Raw genomic sequence first — 15428 nt, 5'->3', positions numbered from 1 at the left:
TTCGGTAGGCTATATGCATAAGTGTAATTTTCACTATGGAGATCTATATATAATGCTTTACAATGATGAATTACCAATTTCAATCCTTCTAGTTTCTTCATTAAAATATGCATTAATATTTTCACAAGTTTCTTCTAAAACCATTTTCGTTTTTCCAAAGCAAAATATTGTATTTTTGAATGCTAAGGCAGCACTTATCTTTCCATATTTAGGTACTATCAATGTCGTAGTTATGTGGGCTTTACTTCCTACAATTCCTGCGCTAATATTTTCTCCAGCTGATAAAATTCCTCCTCTTGCAACAGAATCAGCCTTTGTAAAAAGTATATCTTTCATTGCAGTAAGTTTTGATATGTACTCACCTCTACCACCTATTACAATATTTCCTGTAGACTTTATATCACAATCCTGGCAATATCCTATTCTTATATTTAATGGGACTATTATATTTTTGTCGTAATAATCTATCTCATTTTCTAATATATTCATAAGGGTAGACAAATCTTTAAAAGAACTCATTTTTAAAATGTTATACCCTAGAACTTTATCCTTAATAAAATCCACTAGATTATTACGCTTTGTTTTATTTTTTATATTTAGTGAAACTATATTTAAAGCTACCTTTTGAAAATCACTAAACTTTTTTTCAGTCAAGGTTCTTATAAAATCACTAGTTTCAAATTTTAAGCTATTAAGGTTTAACTCATTTATAGAATCAATCATCTTTAATACAATATCTTTAAATTCAACTAATACATCTGAATATTCTTTTTTTCTTATATCAATTTGCCCTGATAAAATATGTGAATTTATTGCATTTCCGAGTATAGTTATTTCTCCACCAGTAACTACTTTTGAAGTATTAACATTTTGACTAACATCTAAAGACCCACCTGCTTTAACAGACATGTTATCATTAACGCTATTATAAACCTCTATATCTCCATAAAATTTAATATTGCACGTCTCCATATTTACAGACTCTACAGTATAAACAGGATTAACACTAACATTCCTATTAGCTATATGGGCTTTTCCATCAATGAGAGCTATAATATTATTATCTTCAACTTTACATCCATCAGAAATATTAATTGGCATTTTTCTAATATATTCTCTCTTTATTGCGTTTCCAAATACATTAATTCCATCCTCGCCCATAATTTCCGGAATTATTTCTGCAATTTTATCACCTGCATTAACATTTGAAATTCTAAATAGATTTTTATAATCAACTTTCTCGGTAGAATCAATGTCTGGAAACATCATTTGAGTCGGAGTAAAAAATAATTTTACTTCACTTGGTGTATCTTTAACTGGTTCTTTACCTTCTGCAATGAGAATTTCTTGCACCGATCCTTTTGATACTAATTTTAATTCTTCTTCTTTTATTCCGTAGACTACACCTTTTTCTTTTAGTATTTTCTTTAGTTCAAAAATAGTGAAATGCTCTGGCTCCTTTTGAGACACTATTTCAGTAGATATTGCTAAGTTTAAAAATGCTTCTCTATCCTTTAATTTATACTCAATTTTAGGTGTATACTCTACAGTTATGTATACTTTCATTTTATCTTCAGAAATAATCACATTTGCTTCTCTATTAGATTGGGTTTTCTCACAAGTATAAGTTATTTTATCTCTTGAAGTTACTTCATACACCTTATAAATTTCACACGCTTTATCATTAATAAATAATTTTATATTTTTACGAGCTTTTATGGTTATACGTTCTTTATGTGAACCATCTATAACTATTATTTTACCATTAACAACCTTAGCTCCCACCTCTTGTTCCATAATTATCCCCCCCAAATAAAAAATAACACCAAATCTGTTAAAGTTAGTTCTTTTTTAATATAGCATTTACATTTAAAAGGGACAAGTAGTTAATTGATTGAAATTAATAAACCTATATTACTTTTTTTAGTTATATTTTTATTCTTTCTCCAATGATTATACATTTCGAATCTTTTCCGTGACCAATTTCATTTGTTTTAGCAATTGGCATGTTTGGATCATTTACAACTTTTTTTATTATTTCTACTATGCTTGGAGAATATTTTTCTCTTTCCATTTCTGTATAACTTCCAAGTATTATTCCTTTAACTTTTTTAAACACACCCATTTGCTTGTATTGAGTTAAATATGTTGTCATTTTAGGTACATCTCCACCTAAACTTTCTAAAAATATAATTTTATCTTGAAAATCAGGCACATATTCTGTGCCTGAAAGTTTTAAGAAACATCGGAGATTTCCTCCTACAACAATTCCTTCCATAGAATTTCCTTGTATCCATTCATAATTAAAGGTTAAAATTTCATTTCCATTGCTCATAAACGAATTTTTAAATTCTTCAATTTGTTTATTTTTATTAATTTCAATCAAATTTCTTATTTGATAAAGGTAAGTTTTCATTCCTGTTTTTGAATATAAAGAATTTATAATTACAGACAAATCACTATATCCAAAGAAAGGCTTAGGATTATTCTTTATAATTTCAAAATCCAAATAGTCCAAAACTTCATTAGCTAAATCTCCACCAGATACATCAAATATAGCTTTAATACTAGAATCCTTAAAAAATTTCATTATAACCTTTGCTCTTTCCTCACCAGTTCCATTAAAAGCAGAAATTTTTTTATAAATTTTATCGCTAAATACAGTTTTAAGACCAATAGAATATAATGTAATTTCTAGTTCTTTCATCTTTATTACGTTACTTTCATCTAAACCATTAGAACAAGCAACAATCCCAACTTTATCTCCATAATTCAATAAGCTCATAAATCTTCTCCTTATGTATAAATATTTGTATGCCTTATATGATTTTATATTTAGAAATTTTTTTCTAAATATAAAATATTCTTTGATTATATATCAAACCTTAACTTAAAGTAAATTAAACCATAATAAGTCAAATGCAAGCTCTAAGAAGGCCTTCTGCTGTACTATCTTAACTATCTACTCTTTACAGTTCACTCTAAGTCAATAGTTTGTTTGTTATTTTAATCTTCTAAAAAATATACAAAAAAGAGAGTAAGTATTACTTGTGCTAATATCTCAGTAACTTGTACTTATACTCTCTTTAAATCTTTATGACTATTTAATTTTTCATTATAATTCCATTCTAATAGTTCATTATACTATTGCATAGCTCCGCTCCAGTCTAGGTAATAACCATCAATATATGTATCATATGCCATATCTCCTCCAGAGTTTAAATAATACCATGATTCATTATAGTTTATCCAACCTGTTTGCATTACTCCATCTGCATCCATGTAATACCATTTTCCTCTTATTATTTTCCATCCACTCACTGGGACACCTTGTTCAAGTAATAACCATTTTCCAGCTGAAGTTTTTCCCCAAAAATCACCATTAATTCCTGTGCTTGGTGCAGTACTTACGATAACATTTCCTACACTGGAGTCTGATGTGTTATTTGCAGTAGTTGTTGACGTAATCTTAGTATCAGTTTTAATATCTTTAGTTTGTGCACTTGAAAAACTATTAGTATATGAATTAACATTGTAGTTGCTTTTAGCAATATCTGTAGACTCAAAACCTGGTGTTAAATTATTTAATTCATCCTTAGTATAGGTATCCTTATCTGAGCTCGCTGCATAAGTGCAAGTACCTTGGGCTAAAACTACTAATATTGTTAACGCTAAAATTCTTAATTTATTGTTCTTCATCCTTCTCATCTCCTAGAATATTTAATGTAAATTATTATTTTGTCTAAAATTATATTCTTGTTATCAATTATCGATTCAATTTTTTAATTCTTGAGTGTTTTTAATTATAAATTTAAGTTATACAAGCTGAAAAAATCTGTGATTTATCTACTGTACTTTTTGAATGCTTAAAAAATCTGGATTCAAAATATTTAAAATCAGAACATAAATCACTTAGAATTTCTGCCAAATTGCACGATGTAGGAGTAAGTATATCTGTAAAACATGCTTATAAGCATGAGTTTTACATTATAATAAATTCACTTATTGCAGAACTTACTCATAAAGAAATATTATAAGTAGAGAACTCAAAAGTAAGATTTGTTTAGAAAATTCTATAAGCCAAATTTAATATTTGTATTATAGAACTTTCTCTGTTATTGCTTGTCTTTAAAACAAGTATTGAGTGTATCCATTTATTTCATATTATTCTACTTACTTCAGAAACTATACATTCTATGAATTTTTCCTTATTTAACTCTTTAAAGCATATTTCATTTTCACTTACAGGTACATAAGCATAAGATGAACCAATAAATTCATATACTTGATTAATACGTTCTATACATTCTGTAAAAATGCCTTCTTCCCCATCACTAAATAATGTGATATAAACTGAACTTATATTATTAGCATCATCACATGTATAATCATTGGTAAGCTTTACATTTACTAGCTTTCCATTAACCTCAATGCTACACAATACTTCATTCCATTCATAAATATACCTATTATACGTAGCTATAAAATTATATTTTCCGAACTTTTCGGCAATTGCATTTTCTATTTCTATAACCATGTTTTCTATACATTCTTTCAATATATTATCTATTTCTTCCTTGGAATATATTATTTTTCCATCATCCTTATTAAATCGATCAAATTCATCAATTGGCATGCCAAACACATATTCTTCTTTTAAACTGCTAGATTGATTATATAAATCATCATAAGTTAAATTTTTATTTTTATCTTTATTTTTATGATAGCTAAAACTTCCTCCCATATTTAACCACAGTCCTTTATAATATTAACTATTTTAAATATATTAGAATAATTAATATTATATAACCATAATTTGGCGTAGCTCAAATTTTATAAAAGCTAATGACTGAATATTGTAATATCAATAACCTAAATATATTTTTTGTACTACGCCATATAAAGTATAATTGTGATTTATGTTTTAGTTTAACTAATGAAAAATGTGTTATAATGTTAATAATTAGATATAATTATATTAATATTTATGCTAAATTATAGGAAGAATCAATGAATAAAGCTATTAAATAATTATACAAATTTCAAAGAAATAAATAAGTAAAGATTAAGGAGATAAATACTATTATATGAAAATTGAATTTGATAAAAAATTACTTAAATATTCAGTATATACAACTATTACAGCAGTTATAATATATGTTGCATTTCTAATTGTTTCAAATATAGGTACCTTATTCAATAATGCTTTTAATATTTTAGTCTATATAATTAATTTAGTTAAACCACTACTAATAGCAATTATAATTTCTTATCTCTTATATCCAGTTACTAGATTTATTGAAAAATTTTTAGAGAGAAACAAGCTATATAAAGTAAAAAATCCATCATCAAGACGTGTTATAGCAATAATATATGCATATTTTTTAATTATTGGTATCCTTTTAGGATTACTATGTGGAGTATATTATATGATTGGCGGTCAATTATCAAACAATACTACTCTAACTAACATAATTCAGTATATTTCATTAAATTTAAATAGTAGTTCATTCTCTATTGTATCCATAAACGCAGCTCTTGATAGTTTAAATAATTCTTTTATAGGCACACTGAAACCATATATTATAGATGGTATAACTTACTTGCAGAATTATATTTTTAGTAATATTGGAAATATGACATCCTACATAATGTCTATTGGTAGTAGTGTTGTAACATTTTTTATTGCCTTAATAATTAGCATATATCTTCTAAGTGATTCTGAGTATTTTATAAGTTTATGCAGTAAACTCTATTATTTAGTATTTAGAAAAAGTAAGGTAGGCCTTAAAATAAATTATACTGTTCACGTTGTCAATGAAGTTTTTGGTAAATTTATACGTGGACAGTTCTTAGAATCATTTTTTGTTGGTGTCTTGTCTGCAATTGCTCTTTCAATTGTAGGAATAAAATATGCTATTGTAATTGGTATAATTGGAGGTCTATGCAATATGATTCCTTATGTAGGTCCATTAGTTGCTACTGTCCTTGCCGCAATTATGGGACTGCTTAGTGGACAACCGATTAAAATACTTTATGCTATCCTTGCTATGCAAGTTGTCCAGCAGATTGACAATAACCTTCTAGCGCCTAAAATCGTGGGAAATAGTGTTGGTTTACATCCTGTATTTACTATGATGGCAATATTAATTGGTGGTACTGTAGGTGGATTATTAGGAATGCTTCTTGCCGTTCCGATTGCCGCTTCTCTTAAAGTATTATTTAATAATTGGTATGAAAATTATATGAAAAGTCAAGATAATTCTTAAGTATAAGTGAGAGCCCAAATTTTATATTTGCTTTCTCGAACTTAGTTAACTCGCGTATACGAGTTAACTTCCTTATAAGAAATATTTGGTATAAATCACTTACTCAGCGAGTGAATGCAAGTTGAGTTTCCTTTATAGTTTTACAACTACTATCGACAAAAGTAAATTTTTTGAATACATCTTAGAACTTCAATTTGAAAAAGAATTATCTTGAGTAGGCGTTGACGGAACCTTGCACCCGTTATAGTGCTAAAGTATATATAGTAAAAGAACTATGAAATTAAGCTTATAATACTTAATTCCATAGTTTTTTATTATCAAAACATATATTTCTATTTTTATGCTATCCAAGCTCCAGTTAAATCAACTCTATACCCATCAATAATGGTATTAGTCGCCATATCTCCGCTTACTGGGTAACAATAATACCATTTTCGATTATAATATATCCATCCTGTTTTCATTTTACCATTACTTTCTAAGCAATACCACTTATTATCAATTATATTCCATCCTGTAGAGTAAATACCTATATTCTTTAAGAAATACCATGAACCATTACTACAATACCAATTGCCATCAACATTTGATTTATAACCGCTTAAAGTTTGTCCATAATTATTTGACTCTTGCTTATTTTGGGTTACATTTTGAGTATTATTATTTAATATCGTTGTACTGCGATTTGATGTTGGATCATAATTTTCATCACATATTGGATAATCATTAGCTTCCCAAGTAAATCCATCATGTCTTAATAAGTCATCATTTTTAAGAAAATATCTATCATTTGCCACATCATTATTAGTAACATCTAGTTGATACCAATTACCATTAAGCTTAACTAAATTCCACCCATGGGGAACTCCATCTAAATCCCCAACAATAATTTTATTTTCTATACCTGCTAAATTAAGCATTTTATAAGCAGTCATTGCATAACCTTGACATATAGTCTTCCCTGTTGTTAATGCAGAATATACATTATTAGATACAAGGCTATCATCATATTCATATCTATCAACTATATACTTATTTATTGTTTTGATTTTCTCAAAATCGCTCATGCTATTTGTAATTATAGAATTGACTATTTGGGTTAATTCTTTATTTATATATTCTTCTTGCTCCTTAGTTGTTAAATAAGTAACTTTTACTGTTGCTCTATGTCCCACTCTGTTATATTCTAATCTCCTTAACGATCTAGTTAAATAATCATCTTTTTTCGCAATATCTTTTACGACATCTAATGCGTCAGAGCTATAGTAATTAATTTCAAATTCTGTATCCCAATTTTCTAAATGATTATATACAGAAGTATTTAAATCATAATCTGTTGCAAATACAGGCTGTACTCCTAGCGCTGATATTATTATTAATCCTAATAATAAATTTTTAATAAATTTCTTCATCAGTAAACACCTTCTTCCCTTATCTAAATTCTCATTATATACCTTTTAAATTTTTAATAATTATTTTAATCAAAAACTAGCTATTCACCTTCCCTTCAAGACAATAAGCCAAAAATACTTTATTAAAATCCTCAAATTATCACCAGATCATATTTATTATTCTTATTATACCATAATATTTTTTTCTGTAGCTATTTTATTATAATTTGTAAAAGTGACAGTACTAGAACTTGTAACTTTCTTTAATAGCATCATGGAAATTAATACATAACCTATGTCAACCCATTCAGGTTTGAATTTTAACTTTTCTTCATAAGGATCTAGCTTTTGAGGTTTCCTTATATTTAATACCTTGGCAAAATTTTAATTTTGTGAAATTTCTTATATCTTATTTATGTATTATTTTATAGTCTTATTCTAGATGAACCTCCAGCCCTCCCCTTTTGTTTTAATTTTTGTTAGTCTATTTTAAATACATTTATAATTACCGGATAGATATTTTATTTTCTTCTATTTCATTCTTTATTAATTTATTACCATTTCTAGAAATAAACCCTTTAGAATATGATTGTACTAGTTGTCCTTCATATTTAATTGTCTTTTTAGTAGTAAGCTCTAAAACACTCCCTGCAGGTTTATCATTTACATAAACTTTGCCGCCATAATCTACTATTATATCTTCTTTATCTACTGGCTTTGTTAGTGTTAGTGTATGCCATTGAAGATTTTTATCACTTAACACTGTATAATATATTTTAGTAATTTTATCATTTATTTCTTCGCCAAAATATACATTGTCATTAATATCAGTACCTAATACTTTTGTAATTTGAACATTAGGTATTTCTATGTTTTCTGAACTGTTTAATATGGTTGCACCTTCTCCCATTTCCATTACTGCATTTGTACTTGTAGTTGGAACTACAATATTCCCTATATCTCTATTTGACCTAACTTCTGCTAATTGATTCATTACATTTGCATAATATAGATCACTTTTTCCAGCTTTCTTTTGAATCTTTATATAAAGACTATGGGTTGCAGTTGAAAATACAACATTATCAATTTTATCGTTTTTATTTTCTATATTTATTCTTACTTCGTTTAAATTAAAATCTGCAAGTTGTCTTGTTTCTCCTTTTCTAGCATTAAAGGATAGTGGTTCAAAATAAAATTCCCCATTTTTCTGTACTTTTTGAATAGCAATCATACTATTTTCATTTGTTAACCACTTATAAAATACCAATTCTCCATCATTATCACTTTTAAATTCCTTTTCACTATTATCATTACTATCCAATACTTTAAGCTTATTATTTTCTAAATAAGCAACAAATCTTCCATCTGATGATAATGAAACATCACTTATTCCATCTTTTATATCAATTTCATTTAGATTTTTCTTTTGGAGAGTTTCTTTTTCCTCAACTTTTTCTGCTTCTATTTTTACATCTGAGGCTAAATATACATTTTCTACATATAGAAATATGCTTTGCTGAATTACTAATGCTATAAGAGTCCATACTAATATTCTCACCAGGTTTTTCATTAATTAATCCTCTCCTACACAAAATATACGTTACATCCTTAGGCAGTTTTTTCTTTCAGATGCATAAGTTTTAGAAAGAAGTTATCTTCTCATTTACTGCCCTATTCAACATAAAATGCTGTGGCAACAGATCTTTCTCCATCCCATGCATTAGGAGAATTTATTACATCACCTTTATAATACATTGTCGATGAATATCCTCCATCAAGAGCTCCTGCATTAATAGCTCCCCTTTCGAGCATTATTTGTTGTACATCATATAAACTTGCTCCAGGAGATGTGATTTTTCTACCATCAATAACTAAAAATATTACTGTTCCATCTTCCTTCTGTCCAACTGCAGTCCTAGGATTAAGTCCATCTGCCATTTTATCCTTTACCTGTGCCTCTCCATTAATAATAATATTAGGTCTTCTAAAACACATTGCTTCTTGCACATTTAATTTTTTCAATTCTACAAGAGTATGATCTCCAACTATAAGTTGTCCTCCTTTTGTAAAAGCAATAACATTTTCAACATTATTTTTCTTCATGCTATTATTTTTCGGATATATGACATTTCCTCCTGAAATTACAAATCCGCCTGGCTCTGCTCCAGTTCCTGCATAAAGTGTTCCATCGGAAGACTCATCTACAAATGCTCCCCCATTAATAGCTGCAATAGCATTATGTTCTTCTGCCATTTCACTTGTTTTCTGCCCTATTTTACCTATATATTTAGTCATTGCAACCTTAACACCCAATGGGTTCTTTATTTCTAACACATAACCAGTATATCTATCTGTATGAATATCATATCTACTTATATCATTTCCACTTGTATATTTAACCCTTATTTTATCAAGATCAGCAGCAATATTTTTAGTAATTTGTTCTTTTGGCTCTTCTTCCTTCTTTACTCCTAAAATTTCATTTATAGTTTCTTGAGAAATAAAATCAGTTATTAAGTATGCATGTCTTGTTCCAAGTACAGTTGATACAAATACTTTTCTTGTATTTCCATACGGTCCAAAAAGTAACAGTAAAGGAGTTGTAATCCCTAAAAAAACAACTATATATACTATCCCTATCAAAAATACTAGCGGCTTAAATTTCTTATTTTTTGGTTTTCCCGTTGTCCCCTGACTACTTTTAGTTTCCATCTATTACCTCCAAATTGCATATCTCAAATTTCTTACCATATCTAGCGTTGTTAACTATTCTCTTAGACTATGTTCTCTAAGTATAATTTACACTTCCAGATACCATTTGGCAATAAGGTTATTAACTCTTTTCTAAAGTCATATAAAATAGACATAGAAGTAGAAGGAACTATTGTTCCTTCTACTTCTATTAACAATAACTATATTTGATTATTCTCATATAAATTTTTAATGTAAGGTTAGACTTATTTCATTATTAAACTGTTGTTTTTCTATACTTTCTTGTCGTTTCTTATGAATTGTAGTTTCTTCTTCTAAATTTCTAAACGCTACTGATAGCATAAGCTTTATTCTATTCATTTGATTTACATTTGATGCACCTGGATCATAATCTATAGCTACTATATTTGAGCTTGGATATCTCTCCTTTAAAGTCTTTATCATTCCTTTTCCAGTTACATGATTAGGTAAACATGCAAAAGGTTGAAGACAAGCTATATTGGTTGCACCACTTTCTATAAGTTCGATCATTTCAGCTGTTAAAAACCATCCTTCTCCAGTTTGATTTCCAAGAGAAAGTATAGGTGATGCCATATTCGCTAATTCTCTTATATGTCTAGGCTTAGAAAATCTATTACTCTTTTCTAAATACCTTTTCATGGTTTTTCTATAAGTTTCCATATATAAAATTGCCATATTGCTTAAATTATTTTCCCTTTTGCTTCCTGCAAGAAATTTAGCTTGAAATTCTGCATCAAGCGCTGAATAAAAGAAGAAACCTAAAAGATCTGGAACTACTGCTTCCGCTCCTTCATTTTCTAAAATTACTACTATATCATTATTAGCTGTTGGATGGAATTTAACTAATATTTCTCCAACAACTCCAACCTTAGGTTTTCTAATATTTAACAATGGCAAATTATCAAACTCATTAATTATTTCTTTTATATTTTTATTAAACTCTCTTTTACTCCCATTAATTAAATTTGATTTAGCTCTTTCGTTCCATTTTTTATGAAGTTCATTTGCTGACCCTTTAATTTTTTCATAAGGTCTTGTCCTATATAAAACTTTCATAAATAAATCACCATAAACTAATGCCATAATTGCTCTATGAAGTAGTTTTAATGTTATCTTAAAGCCTGGCTGCTGATCAAGTCCTACTACATTTGCAGATATAACCGGTACATTTTCAAATCCAGCGTGTTTTAATGCCATTTTTAAAAATCCAATGTAATTGGTAGCTCTGCATCCTCCACCTGTCTGAGATATTATAACTGAAGTGTTGTTCACATCATATTTTCCTGACTTAAGTGCTTGAATGATTTGCCCAATTACTATTATTGAAGGATAACAAGCATCATTATTAACATATTTTAAACCTTCATCAACTGCCTTCATATCCATTGCCGGTAAGACTTCTAAATTATATCCTGCTTCCCTTACAGCTGTTTCTATTAAATCAAAATGTATTGGAGACATTTGAGGACATAAAATTGTATGTTTTTTTCTCATTTCAGGTGTAAATATTGGGTTTTTATATATTATCTTTTCTTCAATAGGTTTATAATTCTTTCTTTCTCTTTCACCCATTGCAGCTTTTAATGATCTTATTCTTATTTTAGCTGCCCCTAAATTATTTCCTTCATCTATCTTAAGTACTGTATATATCTTTCCTTTTGATGAAATAATTTCAGAAACTTGATCTGTAGTAACAGCATCTAGTCCACATCCAAAAGAATTTAATTGAATTATATCAACACAAGGCTCATCTGCTACAAAGGCTGCTGCTCTATACAATCTTGAATGATACATCCATTGATCTACAACTCTTAACTTGTCTTTAAGTATTCCTAAATGAGATACACTATCCTCTGTTAATACTGCCATATCAAAAGAATTTATAATATCAGGAATACCATGATTTATTTCTGGATCTATATGATATGGTCTTCCACTTAATACTATTCCTTTTTTATTATTTTTTCTTAAATAATCTATGACTTCTTCACCTTTGTTTTGTATATCTTTTTTATAAGCTTCTCTTTCTAAGCCTGCTGCTTCTACTGCTGCTTTTGCTTCCTTTAAAGTTACATTAAACATCTTAAACTCTTGTACTATTCTTTTAGCAAGCTCTTTTTCATTGTCTAAAGATAAAAATGGTTCTATAAAGTTAATATCATTAAGTTTTAACCCATCCATATTATTTTTAATAACTTCTGGATAAGAAGTTACCATAGGACAATTATAATGGTTTTGAGCATCCTTAAATTCATTTTTTTCATAGGAAATACAAGGATAAAATATATTCTTAATTCCCCTATTAATTAAGTTCATAACATGACCGTGTGCTAATTTTGCTGGATAACATGCTGATTCTGATGGAATTGTTTCTATTCCAAGTTCATATATCTTTTTGCTTGAGGCTGCTGATAGCTTAACACTAAAGCCTAAACTAGTTAAAAAAGTAAACCAAAACGGATAATTTTCATACATATTAAGAACTCTTGGAATTCCAATTACTCCACGCTTTGCTTCTTCTTCTTTAAGAGGCTTATAATTAAAGGTTCTCTTATATTTATAATCATATAAATTTGGCAACTTATCTTCCTTAGACTTGTTTATACCTAGTCCTCTTTCGCATCTATTCCCTGATATAAACTCTTCATCTGTGGAAAATTTATTTATAGTAAGCAAACAGTTGTTTCCACATTTCCCACATCTTCCAAAAGATGATGTCATTTTAAATTCATCTATTCTATTTCTAGGTAGTAAACTTGACTTAATTCCTTCAACATGTCTTTCCTTTGCAATAAGTGCACATCCAAATGCACCCATAAGTCCTGATATATCTGGCCTTACAGTTTCTCTCCCTGAAATAAGCTCAAAACTTCTAAGTACAGCTTCATTATAAAAAGTTCCACCCTGTACTATTACTTTTTCACCTATGTCTTTTTCATCTCTTAGTTTTATTACCTTAAACAAAGCATTTTTTATAACAGAATATGAAAGTCCTGCTGAAATATCTGCAATTTCTGCACCCTCTTTTTGAGATTGCTTGACTCTAGAATTCATAAACACTGTACATCTAGATCCAAGGTCTACTGGCGCTTTTGAAAATAATGCTTCCTTTGCAAAATCTTCAATTTTCATATCTAGCGATTTAGCAAAGCTTTCAATAAATGATCCACAGCCTGATGAACAAGCTTCATTTAAGAGTATACTATCTATTGCTCCATTTTTAATTTTTAGACACTTCATATCTTGTCCACCTATATCTAAAATGAAGTCTACTCCTGGCAAAAAGTGATTTGCGGCTTTATAATGTGCGATTGTTTCAATTTCTCCAATATCTATATGTAAAGCTGCTTTAATTAAAGCTTCTCCATAACCTGTAACTGTCGAATTTACTATTTCTACAGTTTCAGGAAGCTTTTCATACAAATCCTTCATGATATCTACAACTTTATTTAATGGATTTCCTTCATTACTTCCATAGTAAGAATATAAAAGTTCTGAATTTTCGCTTATTAGTGCAACCTTAGTTGTTGTTGAGCCTGCATCTATACCTAAGTATGCTTGTCCCTCATAACTTTTAAACTCAGCTCTTTTTAATACATTTTTATTATGTCTATCTTTAAATTTTTTATAATCTTCTTCATCATTAAATAAAGGTTCAAGTCTTGGCTCAGTATCATCCTTTATATTAGAGATATCTGAAATTTTATCTACTACCTTTTTTAAAGATGTTACTTTTTGTTTTTGTGATAAAAGTGCCGCCCCTATAGCAACAAAAAGTTGTGAATTTTCTGGCGCAATTATTTGTTCTTCCTCCAAATTCAATGTTTCTATAAACCTTTGTCTAAGTTCGGATAAAAAGAATAATGGTCCACCAAGAAAAGCTACATTACCTCTTATAGGTTTACCACACGCAAGACCTCCTATTGTTTGGTTTACTACAGCTTGAAATATGGATGCAGCTATATCACTCTTTTTAGCACCTTCATTTATTAATGGTTGTACATCTGTCTTAGCAAAAACTCCACATCTTGACGCTATAGGATATAATACCTTATATTCTTTTGCATATTCATTTAATCCCAATGCATCTGTATTTAATAATACTGCCATTTGATCAACAAAAGCTCCAGTTCCCCCTGCACAGCTCCCATTCATTCTTTGCTCTATTCCGCCCTTAAAATATGTTATTTTAGCATCTTCCCCACCAAGTTCTATTACAACATCAGTTTGTGGAATAAGTGTTTCGACTGTTTTGGAACATGCAATTACCTCTTGCACAAAATCAATATTAAGCCATTTAGATACTGACATTCCACCTGAACCAGTTATACTAATCTTGCAATTAATATCACCTAAAACATCATAACATTCATTTATTAAATCTATAATTGTGCTTCTTATATCTGAAAAATGCCTTTGATATTTACTATATATTAAAATGTTCTCATCATTAAGAACTGCTAATTTTACTGTTGTTGATCCTATATCTAAACCAATTTTATAATTTATCATACTTTATTAATCACCTTCTATGTTTTTTAATACACATTATGCTGTGTTCACAATTTAAATTTATTAATAGTAAGTGCATATGTATAGTTATTTAAAGTATTGTCTATAATTATAACGTATTTAAAGTAATATTTACAATTTTATTTTTGGAGGTCACAAATGAATTATTTTAACGAAGGAAATAAATTTTATAATATACAAGATTATGAAAAAGCTATTGATTGTTATAAAAAATCTGCATCTCAAAATTCAAATGAAGCCTGCTCCTATTATAATTGTGGTGTTTGCTTTATTAAATTAAAAAATTTTGATAATGCAATAGAAATGCTAAATAAAGCAATTTCTATTAAACGTGAAAGTAAATATTTTTTTAATCTTGGTTATTGTTATGTTATGAAGGAATGCCTTAATACAGCTTTGCGTCTTTTTAATCTAGCTTGGTCCATAGATCCTAATGACCAAGACTGCGAAAAAGCTATTAATCTTATTATTTCAAAGCTTCATAAAAAAATAATTTAATATT

Annotated in this window: 11 protein-coding genes; 3 read left to right on the top strand and 8 right to left on the bottom strand. The window is 28.4% G+C overall.

Annotated elements, in window-relative coordinates; all coding sequences use genetic code 11:
- Positions 1-57 precede the first annotated feature (57 nt).
- The 3 genes from LLF98_RS05290 to LLF98_RS05280 all read right to left on the bottom strand — a co-directional run bounded on the left by LLF98_RS05290 (position 58) and on the right by LLF98_RS05280 (position 3699).
- On the bottom strand, positions 58-1797 hold the full coding sequence (locus LLF98_RS05290; RefSeq protein ID WP_291701586.1) for a FapA family protein: 1740 nt from the start codon (positions 1795-1797) through the stop codon (positions 58-60).
- Positions 1798-1927: 130 nt separating this feature from the next.
- Positions 1928-2785, bottom strand: coding sequence for a S66 peptidase family protein (locus tag LLF98_RS05285; protein WP_291701584.1), 858 nt, complete (start codon positions 2783-2785; stop codon positions 1928-1930).
- A gap of 359 nt (positions 2786-3144) precedes the next feature.
- Positions 3145-3699, bottom strand: a complete 555-nt coding sequence (locus LLF98_RS05280) for a cell wall-binding protein (RefSeq protein ID WP_291701582.1) — start codon at positions 3697-3699, stop codon at positions 3145-3147.
- 119 nt (positions 3700-3818) lie between these two features.
- On the opposite strand from LLF98_RS05280, the gene LLF98_RS15400 reads away from it, so the two are divergent.
- Positions 3819-4037, top strand: a complete 219-nt coding sequence (locus LLF98_RS15400) for a hypothetical protein (protein ID WP_366512071.1) — start codon at positions 3819-3821, stop codon at positions 4035-4037.
- A gap of 122 nt (positions 4038-4159) precedes the next feature.
- Here LLF98_RS15400 and LLF98_RS05275 read toward each other — a convergent pair whose 3' ends face one another.
- The gene (locus tag LLF98_RS05275; RefSeq protein ID WP_291701580.1) at positions 4160-4744 is read right to left on the bottom strand and encodes a hypothetical protein; all 585 of its coding nucleotides are present in this window, start codon (positions 4742-4744) and stop codon (positions 4160-4162) included.
- Between the two features lie 343 nt (positions 4745-5087).
- Between LLF98_RS05275 and LLF98_RS05270 the strand changes: the two genes are divergently transcribed.
- Positions 5088-6269, top strand: a complete 1182-nt coding sequence (locus tag LLF98_RS05270; RefSeq protein WP_291701577.1) for an AI-2E family transporter — start codon at positions 5088-5090, stop codon at positions 6267-6269.
- 338 nt (positions 6270-6607) lie between these two features.
- On the opposite strand, the gene LLF98_RS05265 is transcribed toward LLF98_RS05270, so the two are convergent.
- The 4 genes from LLF98_RS05265 to LLF98_RS05250 all read right to left on the bottom strand — a co-directional run bounded on the left by LLF98_RS05265 (position 6608) and on the right by LLF98_RS05250 (position 14905).
- Positions 6608-7681 (bottom strand): transglutaminase domain-containing protein, encoded by a 1074-nt coding sequence (locus LLF98_RS05265; RefSeq protein ID WP_291701576.1) that lies wholly within the window; start codon positions 7679-7681, stop codon positions 6608-6610.
- A 484-nt stretch (positions 7682-8165) separates the two neighbouring features.
- On the bottom strand, positions 8166-9230 hold the full coding sequence (locus LLF98_RS05260) for a hypothetical protein (RefSeq protein ID WP_291701574.1): 1065 nt from the start codon (positions 9228-9230) through the stop codon (positions 8166-8168).
- A 101-nt stretch (positions 9231-9331) separates the two neighbouring features.
- Positions 9332-10372: a phosphodiester glycosidase family protein gene (locus LLF98_RS05255; protein ID WP_291701572.1), complete on the bottom strand. Its 1041-nt coding sequence runs from the start codon at positions 10370-10372 to the stop codon at positions 9332-9334.
- A gap of 228 nt (positions 10373-10600) precedes the next feature.
- Complete coding sequence (locus LLF98_RS05250; protein WP_291701570.1) at positions 10601-14905, bottom strand: 2-hydroxyacyl-CoA dehydratase; 4305 nt, start codon at positions 14903-14905, stop codon at positions 10601-10603.
- Between the two features lie 159 nt (positions 14906-15064).
- Here LLF98_RS05250 and LLF98_RS05245 point away from each other — a divergent pair, with 159 nt between their 5' ends.
- The gene (locus LLF98_RS05245) at positions 15065-15424 is read left to right on the top strand and encodes a hypothetical protein (protein ID WP_291701568.1); all 360 of its coding nucleotides are present in this window, start codon (positions 15065-15067) and stop codon (positions 15422-15424) included.
- Positions 15425-15428 lie beyond the last annotated feature (4 nt).

Origin of the sequence: Clostridium sp., assembly GCF_021372645.1 — a bacterium.
Lineage (GTDB): Bacteria > Bacillota > Clostridia > Clostridiales > Clostridiaceae > Clostridium.
This window is presented reverse-complemented; position numbering and strand designations above follow the sequence as displayed.

What these genes read in the sequence shown, in the direction of transcription:
- LLF98_RS05255 (WP_291701572.1), bottom strand. Translation starts at nt 10,372, where the DNA reads ATGGAAACTAAAAGTAGTCAGGGGACAACGGGAAAACCAAAAAATAAG.
- LLF98_RS05265 (WP_291701576.1), bottom strand. Translation starts at nt 7,681, where the DNA reads ATGAAGAAATTTATTAAAAATTTATTATTAGGATTAATAATAATATCA.
- LLF98_RS05250 (WP_291701570.1), bottom strand. Translation starts at nt 14,905, where the DNA reads ATGATAAATTATAAAATTGGTTTAGATATAGGATCAACAACAGTAAAA.
- LLF98_RS05270 (WP_291701577.1), top strand. Translation starts at nt 5,088, where the DNA reads ATGAAAATTGAATTTGATAAAAAATTACTTAAATATTCAGTATATACA.
- LLF98_RS05260 (WP_291701574.1), bottom strand. Translation starts at nt 9,230, where the DNA reads ATGAAAAACCTGGTGAGAATATTAGTATGGACTCTTATAGCATTAGTA.
- LLF98_RS05245 (WP_291701568.1), top strand. Translation starts at nt 15,065, where the DNA reads ATGAATTATTTTAACGAAGGAAATAAATTTTATAATATACAAGATTAT.
- LLF98_RS05275 (WP_291701580.1), bottom strand. Translation starts at nt 4,744, where the DNA reads ATGGGAGGAAGTTTTAGCTATCATAAAAATAAAGATAAAAATAAAAAT.
- LLF98_RS05280 (WP_291701582.1), bottom strand. Translation starts at nt 3,699, where the DNA reads ATGAAGAACAATAAATTAAGAATTTTAGCGTTAACAATATTAGTAGTT.
- LLF98_RS05285 (WP_291701584.1), bottom strand. Translation starts at nt 2,785, where the DNA reads ATGAGCTTATTGAATTATGGAGATAAAGTTGGGATTGTTGCTTGTTCT.
- LLF98_RS05290 (WP_291701586.1), bottom strand. Translation starts at nt 1,797, where the DNA reads ATGGAACAAGAGGTGGGAGCTAAGGTTGTTAATGGTAAAATAATAGTT.